The organism is Aureliella helgolandensis, from assembly GCF_007752135.1.
In the GTDB taxonomy this organism is placed as follows: domain Bacteria; phylum Planctomycetota; class Planctomycetia; order Pirellulales; family Pirellulaceae; genus Aureliella; species Aureliella helgolandensis.
Genome location: NZ_CP036298.1, coordinates 2,478,560 through 2,501,276, shown reverse-complemented (window position 1 = coordinate 2,501,276; position 22,717 = coordinate 2,478,560). Strand labels below are relative to the sequence as shown.

Below are 22,717 nucleotides of genomic sequence, written 5' to 3'. Positions count from 1 at the left end.
GCAGGGGACGGACATGCGGCCCGCCGCCCCATCGACTCCACTGAGGAGTCCAACTCGGGAATCTACGAACGCTGCTCAGCCATCCACTGCCAAGCATCGTTGAGCGAGACCTGCGGTTCTCGGCTGTGGTAGTTCAACTCCCGCGCAGCCTTGCTGGAATCGTAGTAGTGAAACAAGCATCCCATAGCGATGGACGCTCCGTTGACGTCACCTTCTCGCACCGGCAGGATGCCCAGCCCTATGTCAACCGCTCGAGCGAACCAACGCAAGGATGGCCCTAAGCGATAAACCTTGGTCGGTCGCCCCACCGCTTCCCGCATTAGATGCCATAGTGCCTGGTAGGTCATATTCGCCCCGCCTAGGATATAATGCTCTCCCTTCCTGGCTAAGCCGATGCCGTCGACAATCGCATTGGCAACATCTCGCACGTCACAAACACTGCAACCACCCGGTGGGGCCGCCACTAGCTTGAGTCTTGCCACCTCCTGAATCATTTTGCCACTCGAGGGCTTCCAGTCATGAGGGCCCAACATGAATCCAGGTTGAAAGATGACGGCATCCAAGTCTTTTTCTCGCACGTAGGCGTCCACCATCGCCTCCGACTCCCGCTTGCTGATAACGTACGAGCAGGGGGTGTTGGGGACACCTCGCTCCCCGCTTTCGTCGATGGGATGCTCCGCATCGCAAGCCGTGGGCAGGGCGTCGACACTGGAAACGTGCAACAATCGCGCCCCTTGCGCCGCACAAACCTCCGCTACGCCCCTCGTTCCCTCGACGTTAATTTGCCGCGACTTCTCCAGATTCTTCCAACCCAAATGGATGTACGCCGCGCAATGAATCGCTGCGTTGCACCCTTCAATCCCACGCTGCAACTGCTCCCGATCAGCCAACTCCCCCTCGATCAACTCCACGTCGAGGCCGGCCAAGGGGCGCATGTCCGAGCCCTTTCTCACCAGTGCCCGGACCGGCAGTCCACGCTGACAGAGTTCTCGCACTATATTGTTTCCTAGCAATCCAGTGCCGCCCGTTACAAAAATCACTAGCTATCCTCCTGAACCTTGAGCATTGAGCTGAAAACATCAGCTTGTTCCACCGCAATTGAGTCCGAAAAATTGAGCCCGAACATGAGCCCACCCGAGCGTCCCAACAGTCTAGATCGTCTCTCCAACTTATCCAGCCTACACAGGGTCCCCCTCTTCATCTTGGCCTGCATCAGTTGCATATCGACCACATCCCAAGCCCAAGTTAACGAGAGATTCGTTGAGCCGACACAGAATTGGATTCAGGACCAACTTCCGAGTCTTCTGGAGACCTACTACCACTTGCACAGGAATCCCGAAGTCTCATTCCAAGAGATCGCCACCGCCAAGTACGTTGCCCAAGCGTGGCGGGAAGCCGGTTTTGAAGTAACCGAGCAATTCGGAGGCACAGGTGTCGTGGCCATTCTGCGAAACGGCCCTGGTTCCACGGTCATGCTGCGAACCGATTTGGACGCCCTGCCCGTCACCGAAGTGACTGGTCTAGCCTATGCATCCCAGGCCACCGTCACGACCGAGAGTGGAGCCACCACTGGCGTGATGCATGCCTGCGGGCATGATATCCACATGACGAACCTCATCGGCGTCGCCAGATTCCTGGGGTCGCACCGCCAAGCGTGGTCGGGCACTCTCATGTTGGTGGGGCAGCCCGCAGAGGAGCGTGGCGCCGGAGCGCGAGCGATGCTCGAAGCGGGTTTGTTCGAACACTTCCCCAAACCAGATTTCGCCCTCGCCCTCCATTGCGATGCAGCGGGCGCCGCCGGAACGGTCGCCCTTAGCCCTGGTTTTTCACTCGCCAACGTCGACTCCGTCGATATCGTGGTGCACGGCCGCGGTGGGCATGGCTCGGCCCCCGAGTCCACGATTGACCCCATTGTCCAAGCAGCCCAGCTGGTCATGGACTTGCAAACTATCGTCTCCCGCGAAATCAAGCCCAGCGAACCAGCGGTCGTAACCGTCGGCTCCATCCATGGTGGCACGAAACACAATATCATCGGCGACCGCTGCCACCTTCAACTCACCGTACGCAGCTACTCTGCCGAAGTTCGCCAACAACTCCTGTCTGCCATCAAACGCAAGGCGTTGGCGGTTGCGGAGAGCTTCGCCGCTCCACCGCCGGAGATCACTCAATCCGAAGGCACACCAGCCCTAGAAAACGATGCCGCGTTGACTAGCCTCGTCTCGGAGAGTTTTCGAAAGGTACTCGGCTCCTCAAACGTCCTTCCCATGCCTCCAGTAATGGGGGGAGAGGATTTTAGCCAGTATGGTTTGGCAGGGGTCCCCATCGTCATGTATCGCTTAGGGGTCATCTCGCCGGAACGCTTGTCGAGATACGAATCACTCGGGGTAAATCCCCCTTCATTGCACTCTCCCAACTTCTTTCCAGACCCGCAGGAGGCGTTGAAAGTTGGAATCCTGACCATGGCGACTGCTACAATGGATCTCCTGCCCCGCCCCTAATCGGTTGCGCTAAACCACCCCCGTAATTCGAGCGAATGGCACCAACTCTCGTGTGCTTCCCAACAATCCACATAATCCGAATGGCTTTTCGAAGGGAAAGAAACAGCTCCACTCCAGACGGATGTTGTGAAAAGTTACCTGGGAAAGCAAAATAGGGACGTTACCTGCCGACCCGCTGCCAGCTTTGGGACAACCTCAAGATGCCGATCAAATTCAAATGCAATTGTGGTCAAATCCTCAGTGTTCCGGACGCAATGGCCGGGAAACAGGGTAAATGCCCTAAATGCAAGACCTCGCTGAAGGTCCCCGTACCTAAATCGCAGACAGCCGGTGCCGCCAAGACGGCGTCGGGCTCGCCGGCTGCTCGCCCTGCAAGTAAACCGCCCGCAGGCAAACCAGCCAGCCGTCCCGCGGCCAGCTCCAAGCCCATTGCCGCCCCGGCCGGATTGCTCGATTCACTGTTCGATGACGCGGGACTTGTGGAAAAACGAGGACCTCGCTGCAGCAACTGCTCGGCTGAAATAAAACCTGGCACCGTGGTCTGCACGGCCTGTGGCACAAATCTCGAAACGGGTGAAAAAGTCTCTGGCTACGACTTGGCCGAAGTGAAAGGCCCCGAGTTCACCAATGAGCATTTGCAACTCGCCTCGGACAACATGATTCGCAACTCCGCCATGGATAGTCGGCGCGACAAAGCGCAAATGCCGTGGTGGGTATTGATGTCCTTCTTGATCGGAGCGATCACCCTGTGCGCCGCTGGCGTGATTATCGTCGATGGAGTTTTTGGCGAACCGGCTTCGGATACAACCTTCATCGGCAAAATCCAACGATTGCCAGTCTTTGCAACTCTGGGAATTACCGCGGGTATAACGGGAGCCTCCATCCTCTTGTTCGCGCACTTGAGCATCTGCGCATTTGCGTTTGGAAGGAGTGTCGTGCAAGCGCTCGCCTGCTTCTTCCTCCCATTTCTCTATTCCACCATTTACGGGATTATGAACTGGACCGACAACAAGGCGCCAGTCAAAGCCATGATGATGGCGGTAGCCATCATCAGCTTTGGAGCCTTTCTCATCATGCAAGGTGGCGGATTTGGAAAGATCCAAGCACTGTTTTAAGCCAATATTGGTGCGTTGAAGCCCACCGAAATGGCAAGAAGACGACTTCCCCGCCGAATAGCCCTGACAACGCCCGATTGAGAATTCAGTCCACCCCATGCAAGGCAGCCGGTCGCTATGATCAACGCGGATAATTCCAGTGTTCCTACCAGCAGTTCTCCCGTCGCAGCCCTGCGCTATATTTTTAACTCTCCGAACTGGATCATGAATGTCGTGTGGATGTCGCTAGCAGCACTGTCTAGCGGTATCTTCGTTGGTCAAATCGCAGCTCTCGGATACGGCACAGAACTCATTCAGCGCAATGCAGCCTTCCGACGATCCGAATCGATGGACGTCGATATCGATCGACTCGGCGACTACATCTCCAAGGGAATTTGGCCCTATCTAGTGCATCTCGCCATAGGCTTCCTGTTCAGCATCCTGCTCGCTTTACCGCTTGCAGGAATTTTCGTGTTTGGCGCATTGGGCCTAGGGGCCGCCGCGGGTGAAGCAGGAATTGCTTTTGCCCCACTATTCTTTATCCCCATCGCTTTGGCCATCTCTACCGTGCTGAGTATCGCGTCCATTCCGTTCATCCTGCGCAGTATGGTCTGTCAGGACTTTCTTCCCGCTTTTGACGTCGGCTGGGCGTTGGAGTTTGTCAGCAAGATGTTCTGGGAGATCCTAGTCTCCGGCATTATCTTCGGTATCCTCTCGATGGCGATTCTCTTCGCAGGGCTGCTCCTCTGCGGCGTGGGCTACTTCCCCGCTTGCGGCATTGTGCTCGCCGGTGCCATGCACATGCTTGCCCAGTGGTATGAGATCTTCCTTTCTCGCGGAGGCACGCCTATCCCTCCCTCAGACTCGAGCATTGTCGAAGCTTCGATTCTTTAGTTCGCAATTCGACCAACACGATGGCTGCCATGATCATCCCACAGCCAAGATAGCCAACCGGCTGCAGGCGTTCGCCCAACAGGAGTGCTCCCAGCAATGCCGCGAAGAGACTTTCCGAGGCCATTAGGATTGCTCCTACACTGGCGCTCGTATAGCGCAACCCAATCGACTGCAACGTGAACGCCAGCGCTCCCGAAAAGACTCCCGTGTAGACGATCTCTGGCAAGCCGCGAAGCAATCCTGCGGACGAAATAAACCATTCTTCATAGCCCATCCCGGCAGCCACAGCATGGCCGAGGAACCCCAGCAGACTACAGACAAAAAATTGCACGCAGGTCATCGCTACGGGCAGGGTCGATTGCTGCCCGAACCGGCCCACCAAGATGACATGCACGGCCCATGCGACCGCCCCCACCAGGATCAAATAATCTCCTAGCGTCCACGCGCTGAACGCTCCAAAACTCAGGCAGTAAACGCCCAGCGTGCACAGCCCTGCCGCGGGCCAAATTCGCCACGGCTGAGGTTGCCTCAACAACACTAATAGGATTAGTGGCACCAGCACGACATACAGGGCTGTTAAGAAACCGGCATTGGTGACCGTCGTCCACTGCAGGCCAATCTGCTGAAAACTGAGCCCTAGAAAGAAAACGAATCCGAGCACTACGAACTGACGCCAGGCCGCGCCGGTAATGGCGCCACCTAACGCAGAACTAGCCCCCTGCTCTCCGTCCTGCAGCACAACCTCCTTGGCTCGCCTCCCGCCCGCTTCCTTAAGCTCGCGTCGCGCCCAAGGCAATAGGACGCAACCCGCCAGCAGAAAGCGAAGCGCAATGAAGAGCAGCGGCCCCATATCGCTCATCACCGTCCGCTGGGCGATAAATCCTAACCCCCAAATTGCCCCGGCCAGCAGTAGGAGAAAATTGGCAGTCGCACGCGTCACGTTGTTGGGCCGTCTCTAAGGTGTGGGAAGCGAGGGAGCTGGTTGAGTTTTCTACTGCGTCAGCACGATACGATAGCGGGGCGAGCCGTTTCGTAGCAGTTCGAAGGCTTCGTTGATCTGTGACATGGGAAAAACCTCGATCATCGGTTTGATGTCGTGGCGGGCCACAAAATCAAGCATGGTACGCGTGGTCGCAATGCTGCCGGTCGGCGACGACGAGAGCGATTTCTGCCCCATGATCATTGGAAAAACCGTTGCTTCAATACGGGGTGCTGCTCCCACCGTGTGCAGCTTGCCTCGCGGGCCCAAGGTGGCGATGTATTGGTCCCAAGGCAGCTCCGCATCGGTGGTGTTCAGGACCAGATCAAACCGCCCCACCGCCTGCTCCAGCGCTCCCGCTTCACCAGTAGCAATGTAGTCATGCGCTCCCAATTGCCGCGCTTCGTCCTCCTTGGATCGACTGCGGGAGATGGCCGTGACCTCACATCCCCACCCCTTGAGGAATTGCAACGCCAAGTGCCCCAGTCCTCCGATGCCCACCACTGCCACGCGTGAAGTGGGGGACAAGTCGTATTGAATCAGCGGATTGAACACGGTCAATCCACCGCATAGCAGTGGCCCGGCGGAAGCGAGTTCGACTCCGGAAGGGATTTTGTTCGCCCATCCCCAGTGACATCGAACGCGATCCGCGAATCCACCCTGCTGGTGAGTAATCGTTCCCTGAGCCTCCAGGCAGAGGTTGTGGTCTCCCGCCATGCAACGATTGCAGTGCATGCAACTGCGACTGGTCCACCCTAGTCCAACGCGATCTCCCTGGCTCAGATGCTGGACCCGCTCCCCCAGCGCACCGACGCGGCCAATGACCTCATGCCCTCCAACAAATGGATACTGAGTGATCTGCCACTCGTTGTCCAACATTGAAAGATCGCTGTGGCAAATTCCACACGACTCAACTTCGATCTCCACGTCCTCCGGGCCAAGCTCCCCTGCCTCGAATTCGTATTGCTCCCATTCCCCCTTGGGCTTTTTCGCTGCGTACGCTCGAATTGTCGTCATCGTCGTAGGTTTCCTGAGTTCGAATAGTCCGGCTTGGTTCCACGTCCCCAACAACGGCAGGCCAGTGCATGGAATGAATGTTGGCTAGCAAAGTGGCACCCCATCGCATCCACGCCGTCCAGTAGAGGCAGCGTGTGTTGCCAAAATTCTCCAATGCACTTCCCCCCGACGGCTGCCTACGGTTGATACCAAACTCCTCCTACATTCGCAATGCACGGCGCCAGCTTCCCGCGCTTTCAGCTGCGGCACTGCACCACGCCTCAGCCCTCTCTCACAGAGCGAAGAATACTGCAAAATGAAGTCGTGGACTCAATCGAGGCCCCTCTCAGGAACATTCCTCGCAATAACGCAGAGGAGGCCAAGCGAAACACGAGGAAGACCAGCCCGCATATCCGGGTGCCCTTGCGGGCCTTCCGTGCGATGTCAAAAATACCGTTCCGCAGGAAATTCCAGCCTGCCGACCCTGAGAGCTCCTGAAAAACATTAGGTAATGCAAGAAACCGCCCTACCATTCGTGCTTGCCCTCTACGAATACCAAGAGATCCAAGACATGACATGCCTTCTCTCCCTCACAACGCAATGACGGCTTCCAGCGGTCACCAAGACGCGTCCTGCAGCCGAATTGCTGCCCTGCCAGTGACATCCGGTCTGCTGGACTCCGTTGTTGCCATCCCCAACCTGCTCTCCCTGGATGCACCGCTGGTCGCGATTTCTTGGCAATGGCTCCTTTGGACTGCATTCCACAACTCGTTTACGTCGCTCCAGCCCTCCCAACAGACTCTCGCCAATAGCCACTTCGCTCCCCTCGATGCCCCTACCACGATCGCATTGTTTGCTTCCGTATGGCTCATCTACATGGCAGACCGCTTGCTTGACTGTCGCCGGCTGAATTTTGACTTGGCCGTCTCCCCACGCCATCGCTTTGCCCATCGCTGGTCGGCTGTTCTGTGGCCTCTCTGGAGTCTGATTTTCATCGCTGTTGGCTGCAACCTCCTGCTCCACCTACGTCTACCAACCATCCTGGCGGGAGGCGTGCTAGCGCTGGTCGTACTCACCTACAACTGGACCATTCATGGAAGTCGAACTGTCCGGCGTCGCGTTCCCAAAGAGATTATCGTCGGTTGCGTATTTGCGTGCGGTACGAGCCTTCCCACCAGTATCAATCAGCTCAGCCCCAGGCTTGTCGTGAGCACCTGCTTGCTGGCTGCACTGTTCAGTTTGAATTGCATGTGCGTTGCCATGGCACAGCGCCCCAGCGATGCCACCCAGGGCTGCACCTCGACCGTCTTAATGTTCCCCGGACTGGCGCACTGTTTGCCATTGTTCGCGACTTCTCTAGCCCTTCTAGCAACCTCTCTGTTCCTACTGGCAATCGTGCCGCAACAATTGGCGGTATGCATTGGACTCAGCGCCATGGCACTGGCTATTTTGGCGATTCAGATTCGTCGGGACACCGGCTGGATGAACGCAATGCGCTCCAGCCAACTAGCGGACTTTGCGCTCCTCACTCCGCTCATCGTATTGTTCGCATCACCATGAACCTCGCGGCGGAGAAAGGCTACGACCGCTTGGCCCCCTGGTACGAGAGCATCGAAAGACTCCGATTTGGCCAAGCATTGCAAAACGCGCGCACAGCGTTCCTACCAGAGCTTTGCAATTCACGTCGAGCCCTGTTCCTGGGCGAAGGCGATGGACGACTCTTGCAGGCCTTCGCCCGCATGAACTCGGCAGCACGCATGACGAGCATCGATCTCAGCAGCCAGATGCTGGCATTGCAGAAAAAGCGTTTGCAATCCGCGGGCCAAGCTCAACGGGCCGAGTGGCTTAAGGGAGACGCGATGGCTGCTCAGTTCGGAAAGGGGGATTTCGACCTGATCGTCACCCCTTTTTTCCTGGATTGCTTTGGTAGTCAGGAACTGCAAATCTTGATTCCCAAGCTGACGCAGTGGCTATCGGAGTCCGGCCAATGGTACCTGGTCGATTTCAACCTGCCCCCATCTGGACTCAGCCGCCATTGGGCCCAATTTTGGCTGAGGGCGATGCATCTTTTCTTCCGCTGGCAAACGGGGCTCAAGGTGCGACAACTCGTGCTACCAGACCCTGAAATTCATAGGCAGGGTTTCAAGCTAGTTCATCACAAAGTCAGTCGGCTCCACTTCCTGCGGTCCACGATTTTCCAGAAAGCCTAACCAACACCCCGCCGTGGCGGAGCTCCGTGCAAAAAGCCGCTAGGTGGGCGACCGCTCGGCTGGCGATCGCCTACCGCTATCTCTCCTCCGCCGGTTGGTTCCGCGCCGGAAAAAATTTCGTCGATTTCCGCTCTCACCGAGCCCCAGGATTCTTCGACAATTCAGAATCTACACAGCAATTCGATCCGGAAAAGAGTATGCTACAGGCGTGTTATCGGCAGTTGCCCTACGCCTAGGTGAAATCTCCTACCCGCAGGGCTCGCAGCAAATTCAATTCACTCCCCGCCAGCACCTCCTAGCCAGGACGCGGACCAGAGTGAAGAAAATGAATTCGAGATTCCCGCTTCCCTCCTTCAGGATTTCATGCATGTCCAGCAATCTTCCCAGCCTTCCGCGGCGGCGTTTCCTCAAGACAACCCTGGCAACGACTTCGGCCGCTCTCGTAGCACCAACGATTATCCCCAGTTCCGCCATTGGACGCGATGGCGCTGTACCGCCAAGTGAACGCATCGTGGTGGGTGGCATCGGAATTGGCAACCGAGGTACGTACGACCTAGGATGCTTCCTGGAGCAACCTGATGTTCAATTCGCTGCAGTCTGCGATGTAAAAGAAGCTCGACGCGTGGCTGTCAAGAAAAAGGCCGACGAAAAATATGGCAACCAAGATTGCCTCATGTTTCGTGACTTCCGCGAACTACTGGACCGCAGTGACATTGATGCCGTGTTGATTGCCACCGGCCCCAACTGGCATGCGACTGCAGCGATGAACGCTGCCAGAGCGGGCAAGGATATGTATTGTGAGAAGCCAGTCACCAAGAACATCTCTCAGAGCCTAATCCTGGCGGAAACCATGCAACGCACTGGGCGGGTGTTCCAAGCAGGGACCCAGCGCCGCAACCTGCCTCACTTTGCCTTTGCCTGTGAACTTGCACGAACCGGACGCTTGGGCAAACTCCAAAAGGTCTATGCACACCCAGCCGGGATGCAAGCCATGATGAGTGGCTGGCTCCCCGCCGAAGCCGCTCCAGATCCCGAGATCGTCGACTGGAATATGTATCTAGGCCCCGCTGCTTGGCGGCCGTTCAACCCCAAGCTACTCGATGGATTCAATTTTGAGAAAGGCGGCGGACTCGTTGGAGGAGGTGTGCTCGAATGGGGCTCCCACTGCGTTGATCTCTGCCAATGGGCCGTTAATGACTGCGCACCCCCGATCGAATACAACGCACCCCAAGATGGCCAGCTCGTCGCGCGCTACGAGGATGGTGTCGAATTGATCTTCCGTGAAGATGGCTGGATTCCGCTCGGTTCATGCCCGGTTCGATTCGAGGGCGAGTCTGGTTGGGTCGAAGCTGGCGACAGCGGACGCCTGGTTCTCAGTTCTCCCGCGCTGCTCGCCGGTCGCACAGTGGCAGAAATTGGGGGCTACCCAGCGACTTTCCATGTGCGAGACTTCCTCGACTGCGTTAAATCCCGCAGTCAACCCAAGGGCAATGCCCAAGCTGCTTGCAACGCTCACATCGCTTGCCACGCCGCGAACATCGCCCTGCACCTTGGGCGTCAAGTCAAATACGACAATCAAAAGCATGAATTCATTGATGACGAGCAAGCCAATCGCCTGCGTTCCGAAGCACTGCGGGAACCCTGGAGAGTTTAGATCCAGCAGTTGCTTGCGTTTGCTTAGTTTCACCAATACTATTCCCGGACTTACTCCATCATGTCAATTTACCGTTTCATCGCGCCGCTCTGCTCTGCCTTTACCCTTGGGGCCGTGTTGTCTGCAGGCTCCCTGACGTCGCTTGCCGTTAGCGCGCCTCCACACGACTCCCAGCGTGAACAACAACTCCTTGAAATCCTTCGCTCGGACTCCCCGGATGCCGAGAAGGCGATCACGTGCAAGAAACTGGCGATTGAAGGTTCGCCCCTCGCCGTCCCCGAACTGGAAAAACTCCTCCCCCATCCCCAGCTTTCCTCATGGTCTCGGATCGCGCTCGAAGCCATCCCCGGGAAGGAATCAGACGCAGCGCTCCAACGCGCTGCCGCCACACTTGAGGGTGAATTATTGGTAGGCGTGATTAACTCCCTCGGAGTTCGTCGAGCCGACGCCGCTACTGACGCCCTCGCGAAGCGATTGGGCGATGAGGATCGTGAAGTCGTCGCAGCAGCCGCGGTGGCCCTAGGGCGGATCGGCGGCAGCACTGCAATCGATGCACTGCGCAGCCAGTTGGCGAACAACTCGGAATCGACACGGGCTGCCGCTGCAGAGGGCTGCATCCTGTGCGCGGAAGGCCTCTGGAACGCCGGACAGACCGAGCAGGCCGTCGAGCTGTACAACTTAATTCGCCAAGCCGCCGTGCCGCAACAACGCATTGTCGAAGCAACTCGGGGAGCCATCTTGTCCAACGGTCAAGATGGTTTGCCTCTGCTCGTCGAGCAATTGCGTTCCAACGACAAGGTCATGTTCAACTTGGCATTGGGCACCGCCCGGGAGTTTCCCGGTACCGCGGTCGACGCAGCTCTGGCCTCGGAACTCGCTGACGCAATCCCATCACATGCCGCCTTGATCGTCCTTGCGATGGCCGATCGAACGGAGACGGTTTCGCTTCCGGCGGTCTTGCAAGCAGCCTCGAGAGGGCCGGCACCAGTAAGGGAGGTTGCCTTAGGCGCACTCGGACGAATCGGCGATGTGTCCTGCCTGGAAACACTACTCAACACCGCTTTGGAAGCCGACGCGGATCTCGCCCAAGCAGCCCGGGGAGCACTGGCCAATCTGAGCAGCCCAGCCATCGACGATCGCATCGCAAAATTGCTCACCAGCTCAGACGGAAAGCAGTATCAATTGTTGATCGAGCTGGTCGGGCAACGTCGTATTGCTGCTGTACCAAATCTGCTCTCCGCACTAGAGCATGCCGATCCGCAGATTCGAGGAGCGGCACTCACCGCTCTCGGCGAAACGATCTCCCTCGAACACTTGCCGGTACTCGTCTCGCAAGTGGTCCATCCCCAACATCCGCAAGACTCCTCGGGCGCCCAATTGGCACTGAAGTCGGCCAGCGTCCGCATGCCGGATCGAGAAGCCTGCGCCACCGTACTAGCTCAGGCTCTAGCTCCTGCTCAAGCTGCTCAGCAAACAGTGTTGTTGGAGATACTCAGCGAAGTTGGGGGCCCCACAGCGTTGCAAACACTGGCAACAGCTGCGAAAAGCGATTCCGCGAATATGCAGGATACCGCTAGCCGCTTGCTGGGCAAATGGAACAGCGTCGGTGCAGCCCCCGTGCTGTTGGACCTTGCACAAGCCGCGCCGACCGAAAAATACCAAGTCCGAGCACTTCGCGGTTACATCGGCTTGGCCCGCAAATTTGATATGCCGGAATCGCAACGCGTGGAAATGTGCCGCAAGGCCATGAGCATCGCTAAACAGGCTGCCGAGAAAAACCTCGTCCTGGATGTGCTAGAAATTCATCCGAGTCCAGAGGGACTCAAGCTCGCTCTGGAAGCACTTCAAGACTCGGAGCTCAAGTCCCATGCGACGGAGGCAGCGATGCAAATTGCTACACAAGTAGCCAGTGACGGCACCGATGTCAGCCCGCTGTTGACTCAGGCCGGCCTGGATGGCGTGAAACTGGAGATCATCAAAGCAGAGTACGGAGCTGGTGCAACGCGCAAGGACGTCACCCAGATCCTACGCAAGCAAGCGGGCAATCTGCCACTGATTCGCCTGCCGTCCTCCAGTTACAACTCGAGTTTCGGTGGCGATCCAACTCCCGGGCAGGTCAAGCAATTAACGGTACGCTATCGACTCAACGGGCATGCCGGCGAAGCCAGCTTCCGTGAGAATGCGCCCGTCATCCTCCCCGTTCCAAAATAGCGTTGTCTCCATCGATCGTGGCCGTTGCAATTCGAGTTCAAAGCCCGAATTGCCCAAATCCGTTATCCTGGAAGCGACACAACAAGCATGCCATTTCCATGGGGTTGCTCAAACCGAGCGACCTCAAAATCGCATCGCGGCGATTGTCGACCGTTTTGTCACTCACATTCAATTTTTCGGCAATTGCCTTCGACTTCATTCCCAGCGAGATCATCACTGCACATTGTTGGTCACGCTCCGGGAGCAACCGAAAGGCGGTCCAGTACTCCTCTAAATTCCGAACGGAAGAGTGGGGCTGCTCGTCGAAAAACTTCAGAACTTGGGTAATCCCCAAGATCGCTAGCTTGGGATGTCCGACTCCTAAGAGCGAATGCTTAATGGTTTGTAAATGCATCGAACGCCCGCTGGCATTCTCCCCAACGTGATCGGCGAATGCGTAGTTACTGCCTCTGAGTATCAGCATATCGGAGTCATGCGCCACCTTCTGCAGCGCGCCGTTCAGATAGGCCATGGAGAGCCTGCCTGCAGACATCATCTTGCCACCAAAAACCCGCTCATAGGCGGAATTGGTATACAGCATCTGCCCTTCGGAGGACTTAATGTAGACACACAAAGGATTGGGTTCGATCTCCGATTGAATATCCACCGAGCCCCGCACGCATTCCGTAATATTCCTCAGCAACCGTTGCCCTTCGTCCAGCAGCTCTGCTTCCCACAGCGGCAGCTCAGGCACCCATTCCAAATCGACAGCCGTCATACTCGCCCCCCAAGTAAATCCCTCAAACCAACTGGATAGCCCCCCTCTCCAACGCTTGCGTAACTGCAAACAAAAGTGGGGGCAATCTAGAGAATATCGTTTTGCTCTATCCTAACAACGTGCAACCGGTCGAATTGTGCGGCCCCCTGAGCCTGCCGAATGACTATCGCGTCCGGGGATGCTTCGCAAAAACGCGTTCCAATGCGATACAACCGCAACTCGACGGAGCCAGCCAAGCCTCTTCGACTGAAAACTCGATCCTCGACGACTCTTGGGATGCAACACCTCGCCGCGTTTGCGTTTGAAGAAACAGATCGTCCACCACAACCAATAAGCTGCAGGCCACCCTACAGAGGCATTTCGAGGCACCCCCTACCCCGTCTCTTGCAAACGAGTCGGCATGCTGTAAAACGCAGCAGTGACTCGTTCAGGATTGTGAGACATTTCAGATCGCAAGCGGCTGCGTGGAGGGCTTGCCGGCTTCCATGGCCTCTACGTACAGACTCGGTCTCACCAGGCGTGTATTTTGATTTTCCCATGAAAAGCTTGCGTTCCGGGCTTCTCACTCACTTGCCCGGTCGATAGAGTTGGACCGAAACCCAGCCACTAAAAAATCAGACTTTCAAACTTTCCGGAAAGAATTGCCATGAGCAATCAAGCTATTATCGACCAACTCAATGAAATCCTGAAGCATGAGTGGACCGGCGTCGCCCAGTACTCCCAAGCTGGCTTCATTTGTGAGGGTGTTTGGCGCGAAGTCTACGCGGAAAAATTCCTCGACGATGCCAAGGAATCGTTCGGACACGCTCAAAAGGTAGGCGCTAAAATCGTCGCCCTGGGCGGAGTCCCCGTGGCAACGCGAAACGAAATCAAACAGTCTCGCAATCTACAGGAAGTCCTGCAATTCAGCCTGGACTTCGAATCCAAGGCAGTCGAAATGTACACCCAGGCACTTGAAATGGCCGAAGGCAACCGCCCACTTGTCATCTTCCTCGAAGACATCCTGATCGAAGAGCAGGATGGAGTTGATGAATACACTAAGCTCCTTCGCAATACAGAGGGCTCCTCTGCTGCCACCAAGACGCAAGAGAAGTCTGCTTAAGACGATTGGAAGGTGGCGATGACGTCCACCTCCAAGCTCAAAATTCGCGAAGCCAACAACACGGCCTCGGTCCCTCCACTGCGAGACCGAGGCTCTCCGTGTATCGATTGAGATCTCCATCCCTTAAGGATTTGTTAGTTTCGCAGCCCGCCGCACGAGCTACCGGGCCTCTCCCCATTGCAACGCCGCGTGAGCAAGGAAGAGTGATTACCGCTACAGGCCGATCTTGGGCGCGACACGCGGGCAAAGAGCTCGCACAATCGAGACGCCGACTAGGCTCAACGACCTTGCCAACTTAGCTCGCTGCTTCAAACTGCAGCAGGACTGGAGCATTCGCAGATGGACTCGCGTTTTTAGCCTTGGCAACGGGGCGCGTACTGCGCGGCGTATTCCCTGTCCCATTCAACTTGGTGCCGCTTGGCGAAAGCGTCATCTTCAGCGCAGCGACCTGCCCTGGTTCAATAGCAACTTGGTTCTGAACAAACCATCCAACGTCGGGAGAATGCGTTTCCTGGCGCAATACGAGGTGCTCCAGGCCGCAAATAGTCCGAGTCTGCACCAACACCAATCGATTTTGGTCGCTGGCCCCAGGAAAGACATTCAGGATCGTTTCGTTGTGCACGAGGTATCTACCCAAATCTGGCTTAATGAAACTTAGTCTCAATAAAGGATAAACGGAAGCTGGGCCCCGTCAATCCTCCCTGGTGCTGGTTTGCCCGCGAATTGTCGAGTTCCCCCCCCTGATACATCGAACGGTCTGCCGCGATCTCGGAGCTTACCCGCCTGCCTCGGAGCTTGAGCCCCATGGGCAGCTCCACTGTATTGCTCTGGCTGCCCGATCACGCCAGAATCGAAGCTAGTTCCGCTTCCCGACCGCAAAGCGAACACTTCTCCCATAGGTGTCCGAACGATGCGCACTCTACTGCTAGGAATTCTCCTTGCCGCCAAGGCTGCCTTCGTCGACGCCAGCGAACCAACTTCTCCCAATGATTCTGATATTTGCTGATGATTTGGGACCTGGAATGCTGGGCTGCTACGGCCAAAAAATCGTGAAAACCCCAAACATCGACCGCTTAGCCACTGAGTGGATGAAGTTCAACAATTATTACGGTTCTGTATTTTGCGCACCTTCGCGATGGACACTACTGACGGGCATGCATGACGGACGCCTAGGAGGCTGGGCACAAACCAGAGCCGGATTGCCAATTCAACGTGACGCAGGAAGAATCACCGATGCCGAGTATCAAACGCGACTGGCGGCATTGAAGGAGCATGCCCACCCAATTGCGCCAGACGCGATTTTTTTGGGACAAGTCGCTCAGGCGGCAGGCTACAGCACCGCGCAGTTCGGAAAACTCGATCGCGGCTTCCTGACTTGGCATGAACGCGCCAAACGGTTCGGCTGGGATTTCTATGAGGGGTATTTTGACCACTAACGTTGCCATGGTTACTATCCACCCTACCTGTGGCGTAATGGTGAGCGATTTGAATTGGAGGGCAACGCGATGCCCAACTGCGGGAAGACGAGCGAGGAGGGTGACGAGCCGATTGGCTACGGCGGCCAGACCAATTCGCAGAACGTGTTCCTGGACGGTATTTTGAGATACATCCGCGAACACAAGCAGGAACCATTTTTTCTCCACCATCCCACTCAACTCCCCCACGGCCCAGTGTCGATCCCAGAGCTGCACGCCGACTTTGCCGACCAGCCAACAATGACCCTCGCCGAAAAAAAATACGCTTCCATGGTCAAGATGTTGGATGATCATGTTGGCAGGATCATGAAGGAACTGGAGGCACACGGACTCGACGACAACACGCTGGTGGTATTCAGTTCTGACAACGGGCACGAGTTGTACTACGGCCCCAAGCCAAGCTACCAACGGCAATTGCTCACCAATGGGGAACCAGCCGATCTCGAGCAGCACAAGTGGCGCACCTCCGAATGCGGAGATGTCTTTGACGGAGCGGGGGGGACGCGCCGGTTTGAAGCGTTCCGGTTACCAGGGCGGAATGCAATGCCCTCTGATCGTACGTTGGCCTGGCAAGATTGCACCAGGGACCGAATCGCATCTATTGAGCGCGCACTACGATTTCCTGGGCACGCTTGCCGATGTCCTAGGGGCCCAACTACCAGCCGGCAAAGACAGCGTTTCCTATTTGCCGACGCTGCTGGGTAAACCACAAACCGAAGCTCACGAATATGTGATCGTGAATACTCTCTTCCATCAAATGGGTGCCACCGCCATCATCGCCAACGATGGCTGGAAGCTGGTGGAACTCGACCGAAAACAGGACTTGTTCCAACTCTACAATATTCGAGAAGACAACGAGGAACGCCACAATCTGGCAGAGTAACATCCAGCGAAAGTTGCGGAGCTAAAAGGAATCTTGTTAAGGGAGCTCCATTCCAGTCGACCCGATCTGCAAAACTAATGGCGTTGATCCCCCTGGACCTGGCAATGCGATTGCCTTCCCCAACGCGGCAGCCAACGTCTGGAGACGCACTCGCTGCCCACGCACCGCAACGGCAGCACTTGTCATTACTTGCAACCGAATTCTGCCCGTATCTTAACTCCTTCGCGCTGATCCGGGACGCGACTTCTGTCTTAAGAATCCCCTTGGGCTACCACGATCGCAACCGGCATTGTGAATAAGTCGATGCGTTCTTGCTTCTGCAGCGTGAAGCCAGCCTCTTGGAGGAGCCTTTCCAACGCAATCGGCTGGCAATCGACAATGTGGGGAAAATGCTTATGCATCCACACGTAGGCGCGCTCGAGCGAACTCTCAGAATCCCCTTCGTCGACGGTCGCCATACTGACAACCCCCAAACGCCCACCTGGCTTAAGCACGCGGCGGCACTCTGACAGCACTTTTGGGATCGTATCCAACGGGAACAACTCCAACGTAAAACTCATCACAACCACATCACACGTCTGATCGCTCAAGGGCAGAGGAGGCGTGTCTTGCACAAACAGGTTGACTCGGTCGGCCACACCAGCCTTCTCAAGACGTTTCTTGGCGACGTCTCGCATCCCCGTGGAGATGTCGACCCCCGAAACGGTGCCCGTTTCTCCTACCGATGCCGCCAAGGCAACCAGCGAGTGGCCAGTCCCGAACCCGATCTCAAGCACAGCCTCTCCGGCTTGCACATCGAGCAATTCCAATCCACGCTCCCGCGCAATGTGTTCCCCACCGTCCGCGATGAGGTCGTAGGCGTGACTGATTCGGTCATAAAACTGCTGAGCATGGTTCGTCATCTTCAGTACTTCTATTGGAAAGGTTGGCGTAGCTAGGAAGCCCTCAATTTTCGCAGATGTGCATGCCTTTGATAATACGAGCATCTCTGCAAAATTTTTGCGCGAGCTCGCCCAGTACCTAACCTTTCCTCCACGGCTATAGATCGGGACATTTTGCCCCGCCGCGACTTTCCGTCCCAGGTCCCGCGCCGTCTTTTGCGGCACTTAGCAACAAAACCAGCGCGATTTGACTGTAGATACGCGTCTCAAGACGGATTTGTGGCGAACGGCACGGTCTGTGCTTTCTGGGAGTGTATCGGATGTTCGGCGTCCCGTTGTCGCCGCCGTCAACACACTATTCAGGAGCGCCGCTAATGGTCCAAGCCCTAGTCAAGCATAGCGAGCATTCTCAATCGATGCGCGGTTCCCGTGAATGCGGAGATCCCTCACACGAGGAAATTCGTATTCGAGCGGCAGCGATTCGGTCCCAATGGAGCGCATCCCAGCGACGTCGAAGACGCGTCTCCGCTGAAGTCGAATGGCTGCCTCCTCAGATTCATCTCAATGATTGGATGGCCAGTATCGCATCAGAGGAATTGGTTTGATGCTGTTCCCAAAAATATTCTTTCCAGCCCAAGTCTAACGATAGGAAACCGATTATGAAACTTTCACGCTCTGCGTTACGCGCTGCATTAATCGCAGCCCCCCTCACTCTCGCCGCAGCTGGATTCTCAATCGGCGCCGTACCTTCGGCACCGACAAAGTCCAGCAAGATGCCGGTTGTTCCCGCTAACACACTCGAAGTTGCGGACTCTCTGTCAAGCGCATTCCGCAACGTGGCGTCGCATGTGCTCCCCTCAGTCGTTGCTATTGAAAACCGCCCCGACAGTACTTGGCAATCCGCTCAAGACCAGTCGAAAGGGGGTGCGTTCGAAGGAAGTAATCCCTTCAAGGGGACTCCCTTTGAAGAGATGTTCCGCGAACGTGGGGGGACTACTCCCAGGAGAGGGCCCAACCAGTCTCCACCGTCTCACGGTGGCATCGGGTCGGGCGTCATTATTGATTCCGCCGGTGTGGTGTTGACGAACAACCACGTGGTTGCCGGAGGGGGAAAGGTTATCGTCAAAACTCAAGACGGTCGCGAATTCATTGCAACCGAGGTTCTGACCGATCCATCTACCGATATTGCCGTCGTCAAATTTGACGGTGATTCAAACCTAGTGGCCGCCAGTATCGGCGATAGCGATCAAATGGAAGTTGGCGACTGGGTGGTTGCCCTCGGCCAACCCTTCGGACTCGAAAGCACCGTGACGGCAGGGATCGTAAGCGCCAAGAACCGTGGTATCGGAATTACCGATCGTGAGAACTTTATCCAAACGGATGCTGCCATCAACCCCGGTAACTCTGGCGGCCCCCTGGTGAATCTTCGCGGCGAGGTGATCGGTATCAATACAGCAATTCACTCTCAAGGAGGTGGAAACAACGGCGTAGGATTTGCAGTTCCATCCAACCTGGCCCAGTGGGTCAGCAACCAACTGGTTTCCACCGGGAGGGTTCAACGATCCTACTTGGGTGTCAGCATTCAACCGGTAAGCTATGAACTTGGAACGCAACTCGGCGTGGCTCCCAAGAGCGGCGTGGCGGTGACGAGCGTCTTCCCGGACACACCAGCAGCCAAGAGTGGGCTGAAACCGGGCGATGTGATCACCAAGTTCGGTGGCATCTCCGTCACCACACCTCAGCAATTACAACTCGCCGTGGAGCGATCGCCAATGGGCGAGTCTTTGACGGTAAACATTGTGCGAGATGGCCAAGCAATGGAGCTGAACTACTTGCCTGAAACGGTTCCAGGGGACTTTGGTGCAGTCGCTACGAAGGCTTCCGTTCAGGAAGGTGTGAAGCTGAAGTCGCTAGGCCTGGAAATCAGTTCACTTTCCCAAGAGGTTGCCAAGCAACTAGGCCTGCAAGACCAGTCCGGCGTGGTCATCACTTCGGTGCAAAACGATAGTGCAGCACAATCCGCTGGTCTCGAACCGGGCCTAGTAATCGTTCAAGTCAATCGTCAAGATGTTTCGACGGTTGAGGAGTTCGAAAAAATGGTTGCTGCAGATGACGATGGCTCAATTCTGTTGCTAGTCCGCAATGGGCAAGGCTCACGCTTCGTCATCATCAACCAATGATGCTCTCCTACTTAGTTCGACTTTCGCACTTTTAAGCCCTTTGCTAGCAAATGGTTGTGAAGAAAGTGGCCCCCGGGTTGCAGGCTTTCGCCTGTGTTAACTAACCCAAACAAGGAGGCCACTTTCAATGGACATTACAACATCTTTCATGCCACTTCTGCAAGTCTTTACTGCCGCGATGACTGAGCCAACCGCACAGTCCTTCAAGCAATTCGTCGCAGGATGGATCTTCGCACCTCGCAGGAATATCACTGGGGCGCTTCGAGCGATTGATCCCACCAAACATCACAGCGCCTATCACCGTATCTTTGCCGGAGCGAGGTGGTCAATCGACCAAGTGGGACTGGCAATGTTCGATCTCGTCGTCAAGCTCACCGATCAGCAACATTGCTATCTTGTCGGCGACGATACCCTGATTCACAAGACAGGCTTGAAAATCTACGGCACAGGGATGCACCGGGATGCCAGCCAAAGTTCCAGTGGCTTCACGTCGTTTCGCTGGGGCCACTGCTGGGTCGTACTGTGTGTCTTAGTCCCTTCACGAAAAGATCCGACGCGAAAGTACGCGATCCCGGTTTTGATGAGGCTCTATCTGAACACCAAGACCAACAAAAAGCTACGTCGCAAGCATCGCAAGAAGACCGACTTAATGCTCGAGATGATCCAACTGTTGACCCAGCATGCGGGCGAGAAATCCCTGCATTTCCTGGGTGACTCAGCTTACACCGGTGGTCGCATGCTGGAGCAAATCCCCAGCGGCATGCACGTCACCGGTCGCATTGGCAAAGACGCCAGACTCTGTGAAGGTCCACGACCCAAGAAACCCGGGCGAGGCCGTCCACCACGACGTGGACCGGTGCTGCCCAAGCCGACCGAGATGTTAGCGACCAAGGGACTTCGTCGCACCACGATCAACCTGTACAGCCAATCGAGCTTTCATGTTCGGATCACGTCGGTGGTCTGCCGGTTGTACCTTGCCCCTGAACGAGAAGTCAAAGTGGTCGCGGTGGAGCACCTTCGCGGCGGGCGGGGAATCGAAGTTTTCTACAGCACCGATGTCAACTTGAGCGAAGAAGAAATCTTGCAGCGGTTCTCTTTTCGTTGGCCGGTCGAGACGACGTTCCAAGAAGCCAAGGGTCACCTCGGTCTGGGCGAACCGCAGAACCGAGTCCGCGCAGCGGTTCGCCGCACGACGCCATCAATGTTCTATCTGTATGGTCTGATTGTGTTGTGGCACGAACACGTCCGGCCAGAGCCTGGTCCATTCATACGAATGTGGCGTGGCAAACGCCATGCATCGTTCGCGGATATGCTCGCGACGCTGCGTCGCGATTCAGTCGAGGAAACACGACAATCTATTTTCTCAGCCGGGCGTTTACCGCCAGCGGCTCAGAAATTAATCAAGCCCCTGGAAGTTCTGCTGTCACTCGCAGCTTAAAAGTGCGAAAGTCGAACTTAGGCAAGCTTCTACTTAGGCAAGGATGCCCGGACTGACTGCGGCCGGTGTTCGTTTTACAATGGACACTGGCCGCTCTTTTTTACAGGCAAAATCGATCATGAAGCTCGCAGCGAAACTCATCCTTCTCTTTCTTTGGGGGGTCCTCGCCATCGTGGCTATCTTTACTTGGCAAACCGTTCGTCGGCAGAGCCAATGGGAAGACCATCGCCGCGTCCTACATGCCAGTGAATTGGTCGAAGCTATCAAGCCGGCGGTCGAACAAGCAATCCGCTCCGGTGGCACGATCACCATTCAGCAAGCGATTGAGTATTCTACCCGTGGGGTGAATGGTCCCCAATTGCGTTGGTTGGAGGAATCCACGCAGGTCACTGTGACCAACGACCGAGCGACACAAACCGCCTATGCCTATATCCCCTTGAGCATCGATGGACAGCAAACTGGGACGATCGAGGTGGCTACCCCGTTATCAGACGAAGACGAGCATCTGCGTGATTCGATCCAAGCGTCTCTGCTTTCCCTACTGGGTGTTGCAGCCCTGTCCGCGATGGTTATTTTCTTCGGCGGCGTGCTTTGGGTCGGTCGGCCTTTGGACAAGCTGGTCGACCAGGTGGAGTTGATTGGCGAGGGGCAATTGCCGCAGGCTCCCGCACTCTCCAGCAATGACGAACTCGGCCGCCTCGCCGGAGCCATCAGTCTGATGAGTCACCGCCTGAATGATCAACGCAACGCGATTCGACACACCGATCGTTTGGGGACCATCGGCACGCTAGCGGCTGGTATTGCGCACGAATTGGGAACGCCTCTGAATGTCGTTTCGGGCCGAGCGGGATTGATTGCCAGCGGGAGACTCTCGTCAGAGGAAGTCGCCTCCAGTGCGCAAACGATCAAGACGGAAGCGGAACGCATGACACACATTATTCGGCAACTGCTCGATTTTGCTCGCCAATCTCCAACACCCCATAATTCGATGGACATCGGAGAAGTCTTGGGCAGGACGTGTGAGCTGATGCGTCCGCTCGCTGAAGCCTCCAAGGTGAGAATCGTATACCAGCCCGTTGCAGCCCCCCTCACCATTGATGGAAATGCTACGCAAATCCAACAGGTTATTACGAATCTAATCAGCAATGCTATTGCCGCCATGCCTTCCGGTGGAACCGTGACCATCGCTGTCCAAGATACGCCCGACGACGCGATAAACATTCGAGTCTCGGACACCGGCTTAGGCATGGATCCCAAGGAGGTAGATAGGGTATTTGAGCCCTTCTTCACCACGAAAGATGTCGGACAGGGTACTGGACTGGGACTCTCGATTGCCTACGGAATCGTCCGTGAACATGGCGGGCAAATTCAAGTTGAAAGTCAGCTACAGGTTGGCTCCACCTTTACCGTTGTCCTACCGCACCACCAGCATTCGTAGCCGCGCGAAACCAACCGCATTTTCTCC

General features: G+C 56.2%; 20 protein-coding genes and 1 pseudogene. 15 read left to right on the top strand and 6 right to left on the bottom strand.

From position 1 onward, the window contains the following. Positions 1 to 62: 62 nt before the first annotated feature. Positions 63 to 1,040 carry an NAD-dependent epimerase/dehydratase family protein gene (locus Q31a_RS08955; protein WP_145076750.1) on the bottom strand — a complete coding sequence of 326 codons (978 nt, stop codon included), beginning with the start codon at positions 1,038 to 1,040 and terminating at the stop codon, positions 63 to 65. A gap of 84 nt (positions 1,041 to 1,124) precedes the next feature. Between Q31a_RS08955 and Q31a_RS08950 the strand changes: the two genes are divergently transcribed. The 3 genes from Q31a_RS08950 (at position 1,125) to Q31a_RS08940 (ending at position 4,486) form a co-directional block, all read left to right on the top strand. Then, positions 1,125 to 2,498 carry a M20 metallopeptidase family protein gene (locus tag Q31a_RS08950; protein ID WP_145076748.1) on the top strand — a complete coding sequence of 458 codons (1,374 nt, stop codon included), beginning with the start codon at positions 1,125 to 1,127 and terminating at the stop codon, positions 2,496 to 2,498. Positions 2,499 to 2,698: 200 nt separating this feature from the next. Next, positions 2,699 to 3,613, top strand: a complete 915-nt coding sequence (locus tag Q31a_RS08945) for a hypothetical protein (protein WP_145076746.1) — start codon at positions 2,699 to 2,701, stop codon at positions 3,611 to 3,613. A 117-nt stretch (positions 3,614 to 3,730) separates the two neighbouring features. After that, positions 3,731 to 4,486 (top strand): DUF4013 domain-containing protein, encoded by a 756-nt coding sequence (locus Q31a_RS08940; protein ID WP_145076744.1) that lies wholly within the window; start codon positions 3,731 to 3,733, stop codon positions 4,484 to 4,486. Here the strand turns inward: Q31a_RS08940 and Q31a_RS08935 are convergent. Next, positions 4,440 to 5,426, bottom strand: coding sequence for a DMT family transporter (locus Q31a_RS08935; protein ID WP_145076742.1), 987 nt, complete (start codon positions 5,424 to 5,426; stop codon positions 4,440 to 4,442). The two genes, Q31a_RS08940 and Q31a_RS08935, sit on opposite strands and share 47 nt — an antisense overlap. 51 nt (positions 5,427 to 5,477) lie before the next feature. Next, the gene (ahr, locus tag Q31a_RS08930; protein ID WP_145076740.1) at positions 5,478 to 6,482 is read right to left on the bottom strand and encodes an NADPH-dependent aldehyde reductase Ahr; all 1,005 of its coding nucleotides are present in this window, start codon (positions 6,480 to 6,482) and stop codon (positions 5,478 to 5,480) included. Between the two features lie 555 nt (positions 6,483 to 7,037). On the opposite strand from ahr, the gene Q31a_RS30095 reads away from it, so the two are divergent. The 5 genes from Q31a_RS30095 (at position 7,038) to Q31a_RS08910 (ending at position 12,536) form a co-directional block, all read left to right on the top strand. Further along, positions 7,038 to 8,021, top strand: a complete 984-nt coding sequence (locus tag Q31a_RS30095) for a hypothetical protein (RefSeq protein ID WP_197356518.1) — start codon at positions 7,038 to 7,040, stop codon at positions 8,019 to 8,021. Continuing rightward, positions 8,018 to 8,671, top strand: a complete 654-nt coding sequence (locus Q31a_RS08925; protein WP_197356517.1) for a class I SAM-dependent methyltransferase — start codon at positions 8,018 to 8,020, stop codon at positions 8,669 to 8,671. The genes Q31a_RS30095 and Q31a_RS08925 overlap by 4 nt, the downstream gene beginning before the upstream one ends. Before the next feature lie 26 nt (positions 8,672 to 8,697). Continuing rightward, complete coding sequence (locus Q31a_RS08920) at positions 8,698 to 8,907, top strand: hypothetical protein (RefSeq protein ID WP_145076736.1); 210 nt, start codon at positions 8,698 to 8,700, stop codon at positions 8,905 to 8,907. Positions 8,908 to 9,038: 131 nt separating this feature from the next. Then, positions 9,039 to 10,325, top strand: a complete 1,287-nt coding sequence (locus tag Q31a_RS08915) for a Gfo/Idh/MocA family protein (protein WP_145076734.1) — start codon at positions 9,039 to 9,041, stop codon at positions 10,323 to 10,325. Between the two features lie 60 nt (positions 10,326 to 10,385). Next, positions 10,386 to 12,536, top strand: a complete 2,151-nt coding sequence (locus tag Q31a_RS08910) for a HEAT repeat domain-containing protein (RefSeq protein WP_145076732.1) — start codon at positions 10,386 to 10,388, stop codon at positions 12,534 to 12,536. Between the two features lie 37 nt (positions 12,537 to 12,573). On the opposite strand, the gene Q31a_RS08905 is transcribed toward Q31a_RS08910, so the two are convergent. Next, the gene (locus Q31a_RS08905; RefSeq protein WP_145076730.1) at positions 12,574 to 13,293 is read right to left on the bottom strand and encodes a helix-turn-helix transcriptional regulator; all 720 of its coding nucleotides are present in this window, start codon (positions 13,291 to 13,293) and stop codon (positions 12,574 to 12,576) included. A gap of 101 nt (positions 13,294 to 13,394) precedes the next feature. Between Q31a_RS08905 and Q31a_RS08900 the strand changes: the two genes are divergently transcribed. Next, positions 13,395 to 13,598: a hypothetical protein gene (locus tag Q31a_RS08900; protein WP_145076727.1), complete on the top strand. Its 204-nt coding sequence runs from the start codon at positions 13,395 to 13,397 to the stop codon at positions 13,596 to 13,598. Between the two features lie 341 nt (positions 13,599 to 13,939). Further along, positions 13,940 to 14,395 carry a ferritin-like domain-containing protein gene (locus Q31a_RS08895; protein WP_145076725.1) on the top strand — a complete coding sequence of 152 codons (456 nt, stop codon included), beginning with the start codon at positions 13,940 to 13,942 and terminating at the stop codon, positions 14,393 to 14,395. 295 nt (positions 14,396 to 14,690) lie between these two features. On the opposite strand, the gene Q31a_RS08890 is transcribed toward Q31a_RS08895, so the two are convergent. After that, complete coding sequence (locus Q31a_RS08890; protein WP_145076723.1) at positions 14,691 to 15,017, bottom strand: hypothetical protein; 327 nt, start codon at positions 15,015 to 15,017, stop codon at positions 14,691 to 14,693. 288 nt (positions 15,018 to 15,305) lie between these two features. Between Q31a_RS08890 and Q31a_RS31375 the strand changes: the two are divergent. Beyond that, positions 15,306 to 16,831 (top strand): annotated as a pseudogene (locus Q31a_RS31375) (arylsulfatase). A 173-nt stretch (positions 16,832 to 17,004) separates the two neighbouring features. Here the strand turns inward: Q31a_RS31375 and Q31a_RS08880 are convergent. After that, positions 17,005 to 17,655, bottom strand: coding sequence for a class I SAM-dependent methyltransferase (locus tag Q31a_RS08880; protein WP_145076721.1), 651 nt, complete (start codon positions 17,653 to 17,655; stop codon positions 17,005 to 17,007). A 353-nt stretch (positions 17,656 to 18,008) separates the two neighbouring features. Between Q31a_RS08880 and Q31a_RS08875 the strand changes: the two genes are divergently transcribed. From Q31a_RS08875 to Q31a_RS08860, 4 genes are all read left to right on the top strand, one after another. Further along, on the top strand, positions 18,009 to 18,239 hold the full coding sequence (locus tag Q31a_RS08875; protein WP_145076719.1) for a hypothetical protein: 231 nt from the start codon (positions 18,009 to 18,011) through the stop codon (positions 18,237 to 18,239). Between the two features lie 54 nt (positions 18,240 to 18,293). Continuing rightward, positions 18,294 to 19,814 carry a Do family serine endopeptidase gene (locus Q31a_RS08870; RefSeq protein ID WP_145076717.1) on the top strand — a complete coding sequence of 507 codons (1,521 nt, stop codon included), beginning with the start codon at positions 18,294 to 18,296 and terminating at the stop codon, positions 19,812 to 19,814. Positions 19,815 to 19,941: 127 nt separating this feature from the next. Then, positions 19,942 to 21,252, top strand: coding sequence for an IS701 family transposase (locus Q31a_RS08865; protein WP_145076715.1), 1,311 nt, complete (start codon positions 19,942 to 19,944; stop codon positions 21,250 to 21,252). A 118-nt stretch (positions 21,253 to 21,370) separates the two neighbouring features. Then, positions 21,371 to 22,690 (top strand): sensor histidine kinase, encoded by a 1,320-nt coding sequence (locus Q31a_RS08860; protein ID WP_197356507.1) that lies wholly within the window; start codon positions 21,371 to 21,373, stop codon positions 22,688 to 22,690. Positions 22,691 to 22,717: the final 27 nt, after the last annotated feature.